17 protein-coding genes and 2 tRNA genes are annotated in these 15,085 nt (G+C 56.7%); 8 read left to right on the top strand and 11 right to left on the bottom strand.

Features of this window, described 5'->3' with window-relative positions; all coding sequences use genetic code 11:
- Position 1: 1 nt before the first annotated feature.
- Positions 2-442 (bottom strand): YccF domain-containing protein, encoded by a 441-nt coding sequence (locus tag F3I47_RS04135; RefSeq protein ID WP_009091033.1) that lies wholly within the window; start codon positions 440-442, stop codon positions 2-4.
- Positions 443-565: 123 nt separating this feature from the next.
- On the opposite strand from F3I47_RS04135, the gene helD reads away from it, so the two are divergent.
- On the top strand, positions 566-2,620 hold the full coding sequence (gene helD / locus F3I47_RS04130; protein ID WP_150029707.1) for a DNA helicase IV: 2,055 nt from the start codon (positions 566-568) through the stop codon (positions 2,618-2,620).
- Between the two features lies 1 nt (position 2,621).
- Here the strand turns inward: helD and mgsA are convergent, their stop codons facing one another.
- Both mgsA and F3I47_RS04120 read right to left on the bottom strand, forming a co-directional pair.
- Positions 2,622-3,080: a methylglyoxal synthase gene (gene mgsA, locus F3I47_RS04125; protein ID WP_150029754.1), complete on the bottom strand. Its 459-nt coding sequence runs from the start codon at positions 3,078-3,080 to the stop codon at positions 2,622-2,624.
- 68 nt (positions 3,081-3,148) lie between these two features.
- Positions 3,149-3,790 (bottom strand): DUF2057 family protein, encoded by a 642-nt coding sequence (locus F3I47_RS04120; RefSeq protein ID WP_009091028.1) that lies wholly within the window; start codon positions 3,788-3,790, stop codon positions 3,149-3,151.
- A gap of 176 nt (positions 3,791-3,966) precedes the next feature.
- On the opposite strand from F3I47_RS04120, the gene F3I47_RS04115 reads away from it, so the two are divergent.
- Entirely contained in the window at positions 3,967-4,380 is a 414-nt protein-coding gene (locus F3I47_RS04115; protein ID WP_009091026.1) for a CoA-binding protein, read from the top strand.
- A 36-nt stretch (positions 4,381-4,416) separates the two neighbouring features.
- Here the strand turns inward: F3I47_RS04115 and hspQ are convergent, their stop codons facing one another.
- Together hspQ and rlmI are read right to left on the bottom strand one after the other, a co-directional pair.
- Complete coding sequence (gene hspQ, locus F3I47_RS04110) at positions 4,417-4,734, bottom strand: heat shock protein HspQ (protein ID WP_009091024.1); 318 nt, start codon at positions 4,732-4,734, stop codon at positions 4,417-4,419.
- 58 nt (positions 4,735-4,792) lie between these two features.
- Complete coding sequence (gene rlmI / locus F3I47_RS04105) at positions 4,793-5,983, bottom strand: 23S rRNA (cytosine(1962)-C(5))-methyltransferase RlmI (protein ID WP_009091023.1); 1,191 nt, start codon at positions 5,981-5,983, stop codon at positions 4,793-4,795.
- 85 nt (positions 5,984-6,068) lie between these two features.
- On the opposite strand from rlmI, the gene yccX reads away from it, so the two are divergent.
- Complete coding sequence (yccX, locus tag F3I47_RS04100; protein WP_150029706.1) at positions 6,069-6,347, top strand: acylphosphatase; 279 nt, start codon at positions 6,069-6,071, stop codon at positions 6,345-6,347.
- On the opposite strand, the gene F3I47_RS04095 is transcribed toward yccX, so the two are convergent.
- A complete protein-coding gene (locus tag F3I47_RS04095; protein ID WP_009091019.1) occupies positions 6,348-6,674 on the bottom strand; it encodes a TusE/DsrC/DsvC family sulfur relay protein in 327 nt (108 codons plus the stop codon). It lies immediately after the preceding gene.
- A 104-nt stretch (positions 6,675-6,778) separates the two neighbouring features.
- Entirely contained in the window at positions 6,779-7,432 is a 654-nt protein-coding gene (gene yccA, locus F3I47_RS04090; RefSeq protein WP_009091017.1) for an FtsH protease modulator YccA, read from the bottom strand.
- Between the two features lie 220 nt (positions 7,433-7,652).
- On the opposite strand from yccA, the gene F3I47_RS04085 reads away from it, so the two are divergent.
- From F3I47_RS04085 to agp, 3 genes are all read left to right on the top strand, one after another.
- A tRNA-Ser gene (locus tag F3I47_RS04085) sits at positions 7,653-7,740 on the top strand.
- Positions 7,741-7,813: 73 nt separating this feature from the next.
- Positions 7,814-7,901 (top strand) — tRNA-Ser (locus tag F3I47_RS04080).
- Between the two features lie 265 nt (positions 7,902-8,166).
- The gene (agp, locus tag F3I47_RS04075; RefSeq protein WP_150029705.1) at positions 8,167-9,897 is read left to right on the top strand and encodes a bifunctional glucose-1-phosphatase/inositol phosphatase; all 1,731 of its coding nucleotides are present in this window, start codon (positions 8,167-8,169) and stop codon (positions 9,895-9,897) included.
- Positions 9,898-9,961: 64 nt separating this feature from the next.
- On the opposite strand, the gene F3I47_RS04070 is transcribed toward agp, so the two are convergent.
- From F3I47_RS04070 to wrbA, 3 genes are read right to left on the bottom strand one after another with little or no spacing between them, the layout of a single operon-like run.
- Positions 9,962-11,335 carry an NAD-dependent succinate-semialdehyde dehydrogenase gene (locus F3I47_RS04070; RefSeq protein ID WP_046101556.1) on the bottom strand — a complete coding sequence of 458 codons (1,374 nt, stop codon included), beginning with the start codon at positions 11,333-11,335 and terminating at the stop codon, positions 9,962-9,964.
- A gap of 54 nt (positions 11,336-11,389) precedes the next feature.
- The gene (locus F3I47_RS04065; RefSeq protein ID WP_009091011.1) at positions 11,390-11,620 is read right to left on the bottom strand and encodes a YccJ family protein; all 231 of its coding nucleotides are present in this window, start codon (positions 11,618-11,620) and stop codon (positions 11,390-11,392) included.
- 20 nt (positions 11,621-11,640) lie between these two features.
- A complete protein-coding gene (wrbA, locus tag F3I47_RS04060) occupies positions 11,641-12,240 on the bottom strand; it encodes an NAD(P)H:quinone oxidoreductase (protein ID WP_150029704.1) in 600 nt (199 codons plus the stop codon).
- 301 nt (positions 12,241-12,541) lie between these two features.
- Here wrbA and F3I47_RS04055 point away from each other — a divergent pair, with 301 nt between their 5' ends.
- Together F3I47_RS04055 and F3I47_RS04050 are read left to right on the top strand one after the other, a co-directional pair.
- Positions 12,542-12,715, top strand: a complete 174-nt coding sequence (locus F3I47_RS04055) for a general stress protein (protein WP_009091008.1) — start codon at positions 12,542-12,544, stop codon at positions 12,713-12,715.
- Positions 12,716-12,812: 97 nt separating this feature from the next.
- Positions 12,813-13,727, top strand: coding sequence for a DMT family transporter (locus tag F3I47_RS04050; protein ID WP_150029703.1), 915 nt, complete (start codon positions 12,813-12,815; stop codon positions 13,725-13,727).
- On the opposite strand, the gene rutG is transcribed toward F3I47_RS04050, so the two are convergent.
- A complete protein-coding gene (gene rutG, locus F3I47_RS04045; RefSeq protein ID WP_058958004.1) occupies positions 13,728-15,053 on the bottom strand; it encodes a pyrimidine utilization transport protein G in 1,326 nt (441 codons plus the stop codon).
- Positions 15,054-15,085: the final 32 nt, after the last annotated feature.

Here is a 15,085-nt window from a genome sequence, read left to right as displayed (position 1 = left end):
ATTAATAGCGGCGGGCATTGGCTTCGCGCGCAGCCTGCGCCTCTTCCACTGACACCACCCGGCGTCCAACCGGCCAGAGTGCTATCGCGGCGATCTTGAAGTTAGCCAGCCCGACCGGAATGCCGATGATGCTGATGCACTGAACAATCCCGACAGAGATATGGGAAAGGCAGAGCCACCAGCCGAAGAAAATCAGCCAGAAAATATTCAGAAAGGTTCCGCCGGTGTTCATGATGTGGCTTTTGTTTTCAGGGCGAAGCACATCCACATGCACCGCCTCGTTACCAAATGGCAGCAGCGAGAGTTTGGTAATTTCCCAGCAGGAGCGGGTCAGCGGCAGGGTAAAAATCAGTACGATGCTGATCAGGGTGGCAAACAGCCAGCTCAGGGTGGTGAAAAAACCGCCCAGGACAAAATTAAGAACGTTTAAGACGGTGCGCATGATCTTCTTTTCCTTTTGCATTCCGCAAGATGTGACGCCAAGTTTAGCCTGTTTTAAGGCTGGAGCGCCAAGGGTCTGACAGGTAAACTTCCCCGAATCCTATTCTCTGACGTGAGTGTCGGCGTGGAACTGAAAGCAACTTCGATGGGCAAACGACTTGCCCGGCATCCCTATAATCGTGTCCGTCTGATGGCAGCGGGCGTCGAAGTCAGTGGCGATAAGCATGAGTACCTGATCCCTTTTAATCAGTTGCTGGATATCGCCTGCAAGCGCGGCGTGGTGTGGGGCGAACTGGAATTTTTGCTGGCTGATGAAAAAGTGGTGCGGCTGCATGGCACGGAATGGCAGGAAACGCAGCGTTTTTATCACTACCTGCTGCAGGCCTGGCAGAGCTGGAGTCTGGAGATGAGTGCAGTGTGCCGCGACGTGCTGCAGACCCTGCGTGATGACATTGAGGCATTCAGTGCGCAGGATCGCTGGCTGAACCGGCATGAACTGCAGGCGCTGAAAAACACCATCATTCAGCAGTTCGATGCGTTGCCGCTGCCGTTCTCCCGCCTGAAGGATTTTGCTGACTGTCGTGAAAACCAGGCTTTCTGTCAGCGCTGGCTGGAGCAGGGCGAGGCGGCCCTGCGGCAGCGAAACCGTGACTGGACCGCCGCAATGCTGACCCGCTACCGGGCATTCTTCGACACGGTCGAGAGTACGCCTCTCAATCAATCGCAATGCGAGGCGGTAGTCAACGGCGAAAATTCACTGCTGGTGCTGGCGGGCGCCGGGAGCGGTAAAACCTCCGTGCTGGTGGCGCGTGCGGGCTGGTTAATGCAGCGCAATCTCGCCAGCGCCGATCAAATTCTGCTGCTGGCCTTTGGCCGACAGGCTGCAGAAGAGATGAACGCCCGTATCCAGTCGCGACTGTCAGCCAGTGATATTCAGGCGCGAACCTTCCATTCTCTGGCCCTGCATATTATTCGTGAAGGCAGCAACAAGCAGCCGGTCATCAGCAAGCTGGAGAGTGATGCCGATGCACGTCGTGCACTGCTGATTCAGGAATGGCGGCAGCAGTGTCATGAAAAAAAGGCCCAGGCCAACGGCTGGCGCCAATGGCTGCGTGACGAGCTGGAGTGGGAGGTGCCGGAGGGGCCATTCTGGGAGGATGACAAACTGGCTAAGCGCCTGGCGTCACGACTCGAACGCTGGCTGGGTCTGATGCGCATGCATGGCGGCGCGCAGGCCGCGATGATCGCAGAGGTGCCTGAAGAGGTGCGCGATCTGTTCAGCAAACGTATCAGGCTGATGGCTCCCCTGCTGAAAGCGTGGAAGAGTGCGTTAAAAGAGGAGGGCGCGGTCGATTTTTCGGGGCTGATTCATCAGGCAATTGCTCTGCTGGAAAAAGGGCGCTTTATCAGCCCCTGGAAACACATTCTCGTGGATGAGTTTCAGGATATCTCACCGCAGCGCGCCGTCTTGCTCAGCGCTTTACGCCAGCAGAACAGGCGCACCGCCCTCTTTGCCGTTGGCGATGACTGGCAGGCCATCTACCGCTTCAGCGGTGCAGAGATGACGCTGACGACGGCGTTTCATCACTACTTTGGTGAGGGTGACCGTTGTGTGCTGGATACCACTTACCGCTTTAACGATCGCATCGGCGACATCGCGAACCGTTTTATCCAGCAGAATCCGCAGCAGCTGGCGAAGCCGCTTAACAGCATCACCAAAGGGAATAAAAAGTCGATTTCACTGCTGGCGGACGATCAGCTGGAGCCGTTGCTGAATAAACTCAGCGGCTATGTAAAGCCTGATGAGCGCATCCTGCTGCTGGCGCGCTATCACTACCTGCGACCGGATGTGCTGGACAAAGCCAGAACCCGCTGGCCGAAACTCAATCTGGAATTTATGACCATCCATGCCAGTAAAGGCCAGCAGGCGGACTACGTCATTCTGCTGGGGTTGCAGCAGGGCAAAGAGGGCTTTCCGGCGAACGTGCGCGAATCGATTATCGAACAGGGTCTGTTACCGCAGCCGGAAGCGTTCCCGGATGCAGAAGAGCGCCGCCTGGCCTACGTCGCCCTGACACGGGCGCGCCAGCAGGTTTTTCTGCTGTTTGATAAAAGCGCGCCGTCACCTTTTGTCGGACACTTCCGTGAGCTGGGTGTGCCGGTGTTGCGTAAAGCCTGAGTTACTTCAGCCGTCCGGCCAGATAGTGCGCATAGTCAGGGATCATGATCTCGCTGCTTTGCGCAAACAGCGGCGACTGAATAATAAAATCTGCGGTGGAGCGATTGGTGGCGACCGGGATATTCCATACGGTTGCCAGACGCAGCAGCGCTTTGACATCGGGATCGTGGGGTACCGCATTGAGCGGGTCCCAGAAAAAGATCAGCGCATCTATCTTTCCTTCTGAAATCAGCGCGCCTACCTGCTGGTCGCCGCCCATCGGGCCGCTCAGCATGGCCGTGACATTCAGGCCGGTGTCACGGTTGATCAGATTCCCGGTGGTGCCGGTCGCATAGAGGATATGGGATTCCAGTGCAGGCTGATTCTGTTTAACCCACTCAAGCAGAGCGGCTTTGCAATGGTCATGGGCGACCAGTGCGATATGTTTTTGTTTGCCAAGGGTACGGGTAGTCTGCTCCACAAACGTCTCCATTCAGGGTCATGCGGAAAAAGCGATAGCGCGAGTTTACCTCTGTGCTTTCAGCGCTATCAACTGGTGCGCAGCATTTTGACCAGCGTCAGAAACTGCTGACGCGTCGCTTCGTCAAAGCGCTGAAACCAGCGGTGAAGTGAGGGATGCTCCGCCTCAATCGTCCAGTCGAGATCGGCGGTCAGACTGACCGCAGAAGGCGTCTCAGAGGCCGAATGGGCAAAACGAGGCACAGAGGCGATCTGACCGGTGCGATTGTAGTTCACCATCGCTTTTTCCATGTCGACTGCGGGCGCGGCAGGCAGACGATCGCGCAGGCTGGTGATTTCGTTCCCTTTCTCATCCACCAGCAGAAAATTCAGGCTGCGATCGAAGTGATAGCGCTCGCGTTTTGTCTCCAGCGCAGGCAGCCGGATGGTAATGGTTTTAGCCACGGCAGTGAAGGTGACGATCATCGGCACCGATTGATAGGCGAGGGTGCTCTCTTTCTGACCTTTTCGTTGCTGCTCTACCCGAAACAGAAACTGATGCTGACCCCGGTCCAGCTCTAAACTGTCTGCGCCCTTGAGGAGCGAGCCTGAAATCTTACGGCCATCCAGCACCAGCAGATCGATTTGCGGATCGAGCTTTAACGTGATGGCAGAACAGGACGCCGAAACGAGGAGAGCGACCCACCCCATTACAGCCAGCGACAGCTTCATTTCAACTCCGGTAACTGATGACACACAGGATTATGTGTAGCAAATTCTTACATTATGGCAGTGAGTTTACATTTAAACATATTTAATCGTGCGCTGGCTCAATTAATTACGTCACTGACTTAACCGTTCGGGGGTGTGCCCATCTACACTCAACTCTGGCCTGAAAGGAGATAACGATGAACGACCAGACAATTCGCGAGGTGCTGACCCGCACCCAACGCATCGCCTTAGTCGGGGCAAGCGATCGCCCTGAGCGTCCCAGCTACGGCGTGATGAAATATTTGCTTGATCAGGGGTATGACGTGATTCCGGTCAGCCCGAAGCTGGCGGGCAAGACGCTGCTGGGGCAGCAGGCGTATGCCAGCCTGGCAGATGTTCCGGGCCATATTGATATGGTGGATGTATTTCGCAATTCTGAAGCCGCGTGGGGCGTAGCCCAGGAGGCGATTGCAGTGGGCGCAAAAACCCTGTGGCTGCAGCTGGGTGTGATTAATGAGCAGGCGGCCGTGCTGGCACAGGATGCGGGTATGACGGTGATTATGGATCGCTGTCCGAAGATTGAAATTCCGCGGCTGGGGATCACGCGCTGAGAAGAGATGTGTGGCGGCAGAGGGTGCCGCCACAGATTAATGTCGCAGATGAGGCGCCTGAAGCTGCTGACGCACTGAGGCCGCCAGTTCATCCATTGAGGGCTGCTCAGGGTGTTCAACGCTGGTTTCGCCCGAAAGCTGAATCTCAGCAACATAGGTATGCACCTGATCGCCTTCTTCATCTTCCATCACGACATGATACCAGGGTGCCGAACGCATCTTCTCTTCCGCGCCAACCTCTTCAATTTTAGGCTCATCTAACGAGTACTCAGGATCGACATCGACAATAACGCCCAGTACGCCGGACAAACGATGACGAACCTGCTGACCAATACCAAATTTACTGGCAATCATAGTGACCTCCGAAAAAAAGCTCTCTTTCCAATATGGGGGCAGGAGCCAATTTTTCAAGTCACATGACGCGGCAGGCGAAACCTTTCAGGTAGAGTCCCTCCGGGTAACTGGCGATCACCGGATGATCCGCTGCCTGACGGAACTGTTCAATAAACTGCACCTCGCGGCCGGCATCCAGTGCGGCATCGGCAATGATCTTCTGGAACAGTTCGGTGGCCATCAGACCGGAACAGGAGAAGGTCAGCAGAACGCCACCGGGATTCAGCAACTGAATGGCGAGCATGTTGATATCTTTATAGCCGCGACAGGCGCCCATCAGCTGACTTTTGTTTTCGACGAACTTCGGCGGATCCATAATGATCAGATCAAATTTCTCCCCACTGTCACGATAGCGACGCAGCAGTTTGAAGACATCATCACGCTCAAAGCGCGCGCGGGAGAGGTCGAGTTCATTCAGTTCGACGTTCTGACGTGCCACATCCAGCGCTTCCTGCGAAGTATCAACGCTGATCACCTCTTTACAGCCGCCCATCAATGCCGAGACGGCGAATCCACCGGTATAGGAGAAGCAGTTAAGTACCCGGGCATCCTGAGCGTAACGGCGGGTGGCGAGACGGCTGTCTCGCTGATCGAGGTAGTAGCCGGTTTTATGGCCGCCCTGGATATCAACCAGCAGCTTCATGCCATGCTCAGTAATCGGCAGCAGAGGCGGCGGCAGTTCGCCGGTAATCGTGCCCTGCGTCAGTTCCAGACCCTCTTTCTTCCGCACGGCGACGTCGGAGCGGTCATAGACAGCACAGCCGGGGAAACATTGCTGCAGGGCAGTAATGATCGCCGCACGCTGGTATTCGGCTCCAGCGGAGAGCAGCTGCAGAACAAAAAAATTGCCAAAGCGGTCAATGGTGACGCCCGGTAAACCATCAGATTCACCGGCGATCAGACGATAGCTGTCCAGACCGTCGCGCGCTGCCAGCCATGTGCGCCACTGCTGCGCCTGCTCAAAACGGCGCACAAAGAAGGCGATATCGATGGATTCATCGGCCTGCCAGCTCCAGACACGGGCGCGAATCTGTGACTGAGGAGAATAGGCGGCGCGCGCCAGCCATTTGCCGTTACTGTCACACACGTCAATGGTTTCACCCAGTTGCGCTTTACCTTCCAGACGCGCGACAGCGCCTGAAAAGACCCAGGGATGGCGACGGAGCAGGGACTTTTCACGTCCCTTTGCGAGAATCAATCTGACTGTCATAGTTTGCTATGCTTACCTGAAAAAATGAGGTGCCATTGTCCGGTGGATAACGGGAAATTGCAACGAACAGCAGCAGGAGGGCAGTATGTCAGCAGCCTGTTTTAAAGCATGGGTTTATGGCCGCGTGCAGGGCGTCGGATTCCGTTACAGCACCCGGGCTGAAGCCCGCGCGCTGGATGTGCTGGGCTATGCGCGTAACCTGGAGGATGGCAGTGTCGAAGTGCTGGCCTGGGGCGAGGCGGAAAAGGTCGAGGCCCTCATCGCTTGGCTTAAAGCGGGCGGGCCACGCAGCGCGCGGGTGGACAGTGTACGGGTGGAGCCGCACCAGCCGTCATCGCCCCCACGCGGCTTTACGACCGGATAGTCAGAGACATTTGGCCGGTTTGGGCAGGCCTGCGATTTTCGTCGCCTGCTTAGCCGGCCCGTCAGGGAAAAGACGAAACAGATAGCGGCTGTTGCCTTTCTCTTCTCCATACTTCTTCGCCATCGCCTTCACCAGCATTCGTACGGCGGGGGAAGTGTTAAATTCCAGATAGAAGGCGCGTACAAAATGGACGACCTCCCAGTGGGCGTCGGTCAGCGTAAGGCCTTCCTGCGCGGCAATATGTTCAGCCAGCGCTGCACTCCAGTCGCTGGGATTTTTCAGATAGCCTTCGGCATCGACGGCGATTTCGTTACCGTTAAAATTCACGTGACTTCCTCTCTGTAAATGACGGCGCAGTGTAGCAAACTGGCGTAACAGTAAAAGCAAAAACCCCGCCGGAGCGGGGTTTTCAACGCTGATGCACGTGTCTATCAGTTGCTGCGGGCAAAACCGAGCAGGCTCAGCAGGCTGACAAAGATGTTATAGAGTGAAACATAGAGGCTGACCGTGGCCCGGATATAGTTTGTTTCTCCGCCGTGGATGATATTGCTGGTTTCCCACAAAATCGCGCCGGCTGAAAACAGAATGAACAGGGCGCTGATAGCCAGATGCAGAGCAGGTAACTGCAGGAAGAGATTGGCCACTACCGCGACCAGCAGCACCACAAAGCCTGCCATCATCATTCCGCCAAGGAAGGACATATCACGGCGGGTCGTCAGCACATACGCGGAACAGCAGAAGAAGACCAGCGCCGTTCCACCCAGCGCCAGTGCGATTACATCCCCCATCCCTGCGGTCAGGAAAGAGCTCAGGATCGGACCCAGGCAGTAACCCAGGAAGCCGGTGAAGGCAAAGGCGGCTAGGATGCCCATCGGGCTGTTAGCCAGACGGTAGGTTAAAAACATCAGACCATAGAAGCCGACCAGCATCAGGATCAGACCGGGAGCGGGTAACGCCAGCAGGGTGCTGGCCGTGGCCGTCACGGCTGAGAAAGCCAGGGTTAATCCCAGCAGAAAATAGGTATTGCGCAGAACTTTGTGCGTTGAGAGCAGTGAGGACTGCGATGAGGTGACAATTCTTTCCATGTTGCGCTCCTTTAAGCAGAACACTAAATATGAGCCGAGAATACGCAGGCCATTAAAGAGGGAAAAGCCGTTTTACCCTTCTTTACGCGCTAATCTGCTAATTGTTTGAGCAGAGTGGTGATTTTGACAGCGAAAAAACAGGAAATGGCTGTTTTTCATGCGAACAGTCAGGTACAGGCTTTACATCGATAATCGGGATGTTTATAGTGCGCGTCATTGCGGAGGGGTGGCCGAGCGGCTTAAGGCAGCGGTCTTGAAAACCGCCGATGGGAAACCATCCGAGAGTTCGAATCTCTCCTCCTCCGCCACTTTATCTGCCTCGGGCAATAAAGTGGCAAAATGTCAGCTGATTATTTTGCCAATGCAGTACTGTTTCAAAACGGAGGGGTGGCCGAGTGGCTTAAGGCAGCGGTCTTGAAAACCGCCGATGGGAAACCATCCGAGAGTTCGAATCTCTCCTCCTCCGCCAGATTTTACAGGCCAGCACTCAGTGCTGGCCTGTTTCGTTTCTGCCTTCCTCTGTTCTTCTGCCATGCCGAAAAGGCGCACTGAGCCGCATCCGGCTTTGCATTCATCTCTCTTTATCCTCTCTGCTATAGTCTACTCACCGTTTTTGCAAACATCTGGCGCTTTTCTGAGGCGAGCTGAGTTACACTAGGGATTACGTCGCTCTGAGGCGAGCTAATCGGTTGATAGCCAGAGTGTTTCTTTACTGAATGAATGGAATAGGCACAATGATCAAGAAACTGAGTCTTTGCGCATTGTCAGTGCTCGCAGCATTGCCGGTCGGAACCGTCGCGCTGGCGGCTGAAGGTGATATGCAGCTGCAGCAGGTCCTGATGCTAAGCCGTCACAATCTGCGTGCGCCGCTGGCCGATAACGGCAGCGTGCTGGAGCAGTCCACTAAAAAAAGCTGGCCGCAGTGGGACGTTCCTGGCGGTCAGCTGACCACCAAAGGTGGCGTGCTGGAAATCTACATGGGTAACTATACCCGTCAGTGGCTGGCCCAGCAGGGGCTGGCGAAGAACGGCAGCTGTCCTGACAGCCATAATGTCTTTGTCTATGCCAACAGCCTGCAGCGTACCGTTGCGACCGCCCAGTTCTTTGTCAATGGCGCCTTCCCGGGCTGTGACATCGCGGTCACGCATCAGGATGCGATGGGCACCATGGATCCTATCTTTAATCCGGTCATCACGGATGGCAGCGAAGCCTTCAACAAGAAAGCGCTGGCCGCGATGGCTGCCGAAAATGAAAAACTCTCGCTGAAGCCTGCTTTCCAGCGTCTTGAGAAGATTGTTGACTATAAATCTTCGCCTGCCTGTAACAATAAAAAGCAGTGCGATCTGAGCAGCGGTCAGAACACCTTCAGCGCGGAAAATGGCAAAGAGCCGAATGTCAGTGGCCCGCTGAAAGTGGGTAACTCGCTGATGGATGCGTTCACCCTGCAATATTATGAAGGTTTCCCGCTGGAGCAGGTGGCGTGGGGACAGATCAAGACGCCTGAACAGTGGAAAGAGCTGTCGGCCATTAAAAATGGCTATCAGGACGCGCTGTTTACCAGTCCGGATATCTCGCGCGAAGTGGCGGCCCCGCTGGTGGATTACATCCGCAGTCAGCTGGTGGATCAGGATAAAGCCAGCGCACCAGCTATTACGCTGATGGTGGGGCACGATTCCAACATTGCCTCGCTGCTGAGCGCGTTGCAGGTGAAGCCGTATGAGCTGCCTGATACCTGGGAAAAAACGCCGATTGGTGGTCAGGTTGTCTTTGAACGCTGGCACGACGCGAAAAATGACAAAGACCTGCTCAAAGTCGAATATGTCTATCAGAGCGCCGATCAGCTGCGCAATGCGGACGTGCTGAGTCTGAAAAACCCGCCAAAACGTGTGACGCTGCAACTGGCGGGCTGCCCGACGGATGCTAACGGCTATTGCAGCTGGGATCAGTTCTCTCAGGCGCTGAACGCGGCGCTGCAGGGCACGCCAATGCAGCCAGCCGCTGCACCACAGCCAGCCGCCGCGACGCCATCTGATGACGACAGTGCGAAAGCTGCTGCGACGCAGGATGCCGCCGCTGACAAAGCAGAAGCCGATAAGGCGACCGCAGACAAAGCGCAGTCGGATGCGGATAAGACTGCTGCAGATAAAGCCGCCGTCGACAAAGCCGCAGCGGAGAAGGCCAGAGCGGAGAAAGCTGCCGCCGATAAAGCCGCAGCAGAGAAGGCCCGAGCGGAGAAAGCTGCCGCTGACAAAGCCGCAGCGGAGAAGGCTAAAGCGGAAAAAGCTGCCGCTGATAAAGCGGCGGCTGAGAAGGCCAAAGCGGAGAACGCGGCTGCTGCCAAAGCGGATAACGCAGCGGCGAAATCAGCCAGTGACAACGCCCCGGCTGATAAGGCTGATACTGCAACACCGTCTGCCAGCGCGCAGAACGATAAAACAAAGTCAGCGGCTGAAGCGACACCGTAATTTCCCCATCCTGCTGACAATAAAAAACCCCGTCGAGACGGGGTTTTTTTATACCTGCGGCAGCCTATCCCGCCACAACAACCAGTTTCTGGTTAGCAAACTCTTTGATACCCAGATCGGAAAGTTCACGACCATAGCCGGAACGTTTCACGCCGCCAAAAGGCAGCTCGGCGGAGGTATCGCTCTGCGAGTTAATAAACACCATGCCGGTTTCAATGGCAGAAGCGAGCCTGCGACCACGGGCAATATCCCGCGTCCAGACGGAGCCGCCAAGACCATAGTGAGAGTCGTTGGCCAGCGCCACCGCGGCCTGATCGTCAGCCACCACATAGACCTGTGCCACCGGGCCAAAGAACTCCTGATAGTAAGCCGGATTATCGGGTGTGATGCCGGTCAGAATCGTGGGCTGGTAATAGCAGCCCACGCCGTCAACGGCTTTACCGCCGGTCAGCAGTTTTGCGCCGCTGGCGACAGCTTCATCAACCTGTTTAACCAGACGGTCGCGCGCATCTGCGGAGGAAAGCGGACCGAGCGTGGTCTTCTCATCCAGCGGATCGCCCAGCGTCGCCGCGCTCAGCGCCGCACTGAACTGGCTGATAAAGCGATCGGCAATTTTCTCATGCAGAATAAACCGTTTTGCCGCCGTACAGACCTGACCGCAGTTGCTCAGGCGCGCCTGCACACCCTGACGCACGGCCTCATCAAGATCGGCATCATCCAGTACGACAAAGACGTCGTTGCCGCCCAGCTCCAGCGTCGATTTCTTCAGGTGCTTACCGGCCTGTTCGGCCACGGCGCTACCGGCGCGCTCGGAACCGGTCAGGGCAACCCCCTGAACCCGGTCGTCAGCAATCAGATCCGCGACCTGCTCCGTAGAGATAAACAGATTCGTCCAGGCGCCTTCAGGCGCACCTGCTTCGCGAACCAGTTTTTCAAAGACATCGGCACAGTGCGGCACGATATTGGCATGTTTTGCCAGCACCGGGTTACCCAGCGCGAGGTTAGGCGCCAGCACGCGCATCAGCTGATAGTAGGGGAAGTTCCACGGCTCAACGGCCACCAGAACACCAATCGGGTGATACTCAACCCAGGCTTCGCCCAGCTCACTGGGGTAGGTGTGCGGCTGCAGGATGCGCTCAGCATTCTCCGCGTAGTAGCGGGCAATCTGCGAGCAGATTTTGACTTCGCCCCGGCTCTGACCAATCAGTTTACCCATCTCTTTACTGGCGATGGTGGCGAGTTCTTCCGCACGGCTATCAATCAGGTCAGCCAGCTTTTTCAGTACCTGCAGGCGTGGCTGAATCTCCCCTTTGCTCCAGGAGGAGTGGAACAGCTGGTCAGCGACCTCCAGGGCATGGCTGACGGCGGCATCATCATGGGATGGCCAGCTCTTCAGCAACTGGTTGTTGGCGGGATTAATGCTTTGATAGGAAGACATAGCGTTCTCCTTGGTGAGCGAAAAAATTGAGGGCGGGAAGATCCCGCCCCTGAATCAGACGTTTTTACGTTCTACGGGTTTGTCATCCCAGGTCAGGAGATCTTTATCGGTTTTTTCAAAGGCGCGAATCAGTACATCGTCACTGCCCTGCTGACGCCAGATCTCTTCTGCCAGTCTCTCATCGTAATCAGCCACTTCGAAAATGGCCTCAGCAATTTCAGGGGAGGTATGACGCAGACTGGCCCATTCGCCAACGTGATGTGCTTTTGATTGTTCAGTAGACATACTTTTCTCCTTTGATTAAATCAGTCCCGCAGTTTAGTGGTCAGGCTGGCAACATGTTCGCCCTGAAAACGGGCGATGTTCAGCTCCGCTTCCGTGGGCTGACGGGAGCCATCCCCGCCTGCCAGGGTTGTCGCACCATAAGGTGTTCCGCCGCGCACCTGAGAGATATCAAACAACTCTTTGGTGCCATAGCCGATGGGCACGATCACCATGCCGTGATGCGCCAGGGTGGTCCAGACCGAGGTAATCGTCTGTTCCTGACCGCCGCCGGTGCCGGTTGAGGTGAAGACGCTGGCGACCTTGCCAAACAGGGCACCTGATGCCCACAGGCCACCGGTGCGATCCCAGAAGGTGCGCATCTGACCGGACATGTTGCCGAAGCGGGTCGGGGTACCGACGATAATGGCGTCATACTGCGGCAGCACATCCGGTGTCGCCTCTGCCGCCAGCTGATCGGTTTTGCCGCCCACCTCCGCAAAGCGACTGGCCTCCATCGTTTCTGGCACCCGCAGGATATCCACTTCCGCGCCGGGAACCCGACGAGCGCCTTCAGCGACCGCGTTCGCCATCGTTTCGATATGTCCGTACATTGAGTAATAAAGCACCAGAATCTTAGCCATTGATCTCTCCAGGTGGTTTAGACGTCCAGAAAAAGTATAGAAGAGCTTTCGTTTTACGCAGGGGAGGGAAGGAATGGGCGGGTTTAGCTGTGTAATAATTCCGCAGCTAATCGGTTGTAAGCCAGAGGAATGTTCGTTATTTACTCAAATCGGTGGTGAATAGTCTGTTGCTAAATGTGACTGTGCGCGGGGTGAAAGCAGAATCTGGCTATTCTTTAACCATGGGTTGAATCCAGGCCCCGGGCCGTCAGCTCTCGACTTTCTCATTCTTATTTATCGCACTACGCGACAGGAGCACATCATGACAACACATCGTGGCGGTTCAGGTAATTTTGCTGAAAACCGTGAACGTGCCGCAGAAGCGGGACGCAAAGGGGGCAAAAACAGCGGCGGTAATTTTAAAAACGATCCGCAGCGTGCCGCGCGTGCCGGCGAAAAGGGCGGACGCAGCAGTCCGAAGAAAACGGACGCTTAACCCCTGATAGCCGCCGGTAAGATCCGGCGGTTAACGTCGTTGCTTTTCCCCCTCGCTCTCCTCCACAATGTTGTCCGAATCTCTTATCAGGTGAATTATGTCGGACACTCTCCGCGGCTTATCCCTGCGCCTGACGCGGCAGGAGCTGGTGTTAATCTTTATAACTATGATCTGGGGCGGGACCTTTCTGGTGGTGCATCGGGCGATGCAGCACTCGGGACCGTTCTTTTTCGTCGGTCTGCGTTTTGCCACCGCCGCACTGCTGCTGGCGCTCTTTTTCCGGCGCTATCTCAAAGGAATAACCTGGCTGGAAGTGAAAGCCGGGACGCTGATTGGCCTGTCGATTGCTGGCGGTTACGGTCTGCAGACCTGGGGAATGCAGACCATCTCCAGCAGTCAGTCCGCGTTTCTCACTGCGCTCTACGTGCCGGTGGTGCCGCTGCTGCAATGGCTGTTTTTACGACGTCCGCCGGGCATCATGTCATGGCTGGGGATTCTGCTGGCCTTTACCGGTCTGCTGCTGGTGGCGGGGCCGCAGGATGGCCGTATCAGCCTGAATGCCGGGGAGATAGCCACCCTGTTCAGTACGCTGGCGATTGCCGCTGAGATTATCTTAATCAGCCGCTTTGCCAGTCGGGTCGATGTGCGTCGCGTGACGATGATCCAGCTCGCGGTGGCGTCGCTGTGCGCCTTTGCGCTGATGATCCCCAATGGGGAGACGGTGCCCGTGATTTCCATGCCGTTGCTGTTCAGTGCGCTGGGACTGGGCGCCGCCAGCGCACTGATTCAGGTCACGATGAACTGGGCGCAGCGCAGCGTGTCACCCACGCGTGCCACGGTTATTTACGCCGGTGAGCCGGTCTGGGCGGGTGTGGTCGGACGTATCGCCGGTGAGCGACTGCCTGCACTGGCGCTGCTGGGTGGGGCGCTGATTGTCAGTGGCGTGATTGTCAGTGAACTGCGGCTGAAACGAAAGAAAGCGGTGCAGCCTGCTGCCACACCGCTGGAGTAGTTAACCCTGCTGACGCGCCAGCTTATCCTGCTGCATGGCGCGGTTACGGCGCAGAATGGCATTGAGGATAATCGCCCCAAAGGTCGCCGTGCCGATGCCGCCCAGCGTGAATGAACCGATTTTAAGCGCAAAGTCACCTGCGCCAAGGACCAGCGTCGTCGCCACCATGATCAGGTTACTGTTCTGGCCTAAATCGACCTGATTCTGAACCCAGATGCGTGCGCCCGCCACCGCAATCAGCCCGAAGACCACAATCGAAGCACCGCCGATCACCGGCGCCGGAATGGTGTGGATCAGCGCACCGAACTTCGGCGAGAAACCGGCCAGGATCGCGATGACCGCCGCAGCAACAAATGCCAGCGTCGAGTAGACCTTGGTCACCGCCATCACCCCGATGTTTTCCGCATAGGTGGTCACCCCGCTGCCGCCGATTGAACCGGAGAGCATCGTGGCAAGACCATCGCCCACAAAGGCGCGTCCCATATACGGGTCGAGGTTGCGTCCGGTCATGCCCGCTACCGCTTTCAGGTGGCCGAGGTTCTCCGCCACCAGGATAATGGCGACGGGGGCGATTAATACCATCGCATGCAGATCAAAGGTCGGCGAGGTGGTATGCGGCAGACCAAACCACGCCGCCTGTGACAGCGCCGTAAAATCCACCGGCTTGCCCAGTCCCAGAACGTTAGTCAGCAGGGCATAGATCGCCCACGCCAGAATCAGCCCCACCAGAATCAGCAGGCGCTGAACCATTCCGCGGGTAAAGACGGCCACCAGGCCAATACATAATACGGTCATCACCGCGATCCAGCTGTCGAAGGCGGAGGCGGAGACGCTGTGCACCGCAATCGGCGCCAGATTCAGCCCGATAGCCATCACCACGGCTCCGGTCACCACGGGCGGCATCAGATTCTCAATCCAGCGGGTGCCGGATTTCATTACCACCACGCCTATCAGCGTATAGAGCAGGCCGCAGGCGATGACGCCACCCAGCGCCACGCTGAGGTTGGGGTTCAGCCCCTGACCGCTGAAACCGGTCACCGCAATCACAACGCCCACAAACGCGGCGCTCGACCCGAGATAGCTGGGCACGCGACCGCCGGTAATAAAGAAGAACAGCAGGGTCCCTATCCCGGAGACCAGAATCGCCAGATTGGGATCCAGTCCCATCAGCAGCGGCATCAGCACCGTTGCGCCAAACATCGCCACCGCGTGTTGTAAACCCAGCACCAGCGTCTGCCCCGCAGGCAGTGTCTCATCCGGGGCGATAATACCGTTTTCTGTTAAAGCCGACTTCTTTTGCCATTGCGGAAACCAGGATCGTGCCATCGTCTACTCCAGAGCGTTATGAATGCCGGTGG

Origin of the sequence: Pantoea sp. M_10 (genome assembly GCF_008631515.1) — a bacterium.
Taxonomy (GTDB): Bacteria; Pseudomonadota; Gammaproteobacteria; order Enterobacterales; family Enterobacteriaceae; genus Pantoea; species Pantoea anthophila.
This window is presented reverse-complemented; position numbering and strand designations above follow the sequence as displayed.

What these genes read in the sequence shown, in the direction of transcription:
- F3I47_RS04135 (WP_009091033.1), bottom strand. Translation starts at nt 442, where the DNA reads ATGCGCACCGTCTTAAACGTTCTTAATTTTGTCCTGGGCGGTTTTTTC.
- F3I47_RS04120 (WP_009091028.1), bottom strand. Translation starts at nt 3,790, where the DNA reads ATGAAGCTGTCGCTGGCTGTAATGGGGTGGGTCGCTCTCCTCGTTTCG.
- F3I47_RS04115 (WP_009091026.1), top strand. Translation starts at nt 3,967, where the DNA reads ATGAACGACCAGACAATTCGCGAGGTGCTGACCCGCACCCAACGCATC.
- hspQ (WP_009091024.1), bottom strand. Translation starts at nt 4,734, where the DNA reads ATGATTGCCAGTAAATTTGGTATTGGTCAGCAGGTTCGTCATCGTTTG.
- rlmI (WP_009091023.1), bottom strand. Translation starts at nt 5,983, where the DNA reads ATGACAGTCAGATTGATTCTCGCAAAGGGACGTGAAAAGTCCCTGCTC.
- yccX (WP_150029706.1), top strand. Translation starts at nt 6,069, where the DNA reads ATGTCAGCAGCCTGTTTTAAAGCATGGGTTTATGGCCGCGTGCAGGGC.
- yccA (WP_009091017.1), bottom strand. Translation starts at nt 7,432, where the DNA reads ATGGAAAGAATTGTCACCTCATCGCAGTCCTCACTGCTCTCAACGCAC.
- agp (WP_150029705.1), top strand. Translation starts at nt 8,167, where the DNA reads ATGATCAAGAAACTGAGTCTTTGCGCATTGTCAGTGCTCGCAGCATTG.
- F3I47_RS04070 (WP_046101556.1), bottom strand. Translation starts at nt 11,335, where the DNA reads ATGTCTTCCTATCAAAGCATTAATCCCGCCAACAACCAGTTGCTGAAG.
- F3I47_RS04065 (WP_009091011.1), bottom strand. Translation starts at nt 11,620, where the DNA reads ATGTCTACTGAACAATCAAAAGCACATCACGTTGGCGAATGGGCCAGT.
- wrbA (WP_150029704.1), bottom strand. Translation starts at nt 12,240, where the DNA reads ATGGCTAAGATTCTGGTGCTTTATTACTCAATGTACGGACATATCGAA.
- F3I47_RS04055 (WP_009091008.1), top strand. Translation starts at nt 12,542, where the DNA reads ATGACAACACATCGTGGCGGTTCAGGTAATTTTGCTGAAAACCGTGAA.
- F3I47_RS04050 (WP_150029703.1), top strand. Translation starts at nt 12,813, where the DNA reads ATGTCGGACACTCTCCGCGGCTTATCCCTGCGCCTGACGCGGCAGGAG.
- rutG (WP_058958004.1), bottom strand. Translation starts at nt 15,053, where the DNA reads ATGGCACGATCCTGGTTTCCGCAATGGCAAAAGAAGTCGGCTTTAACA.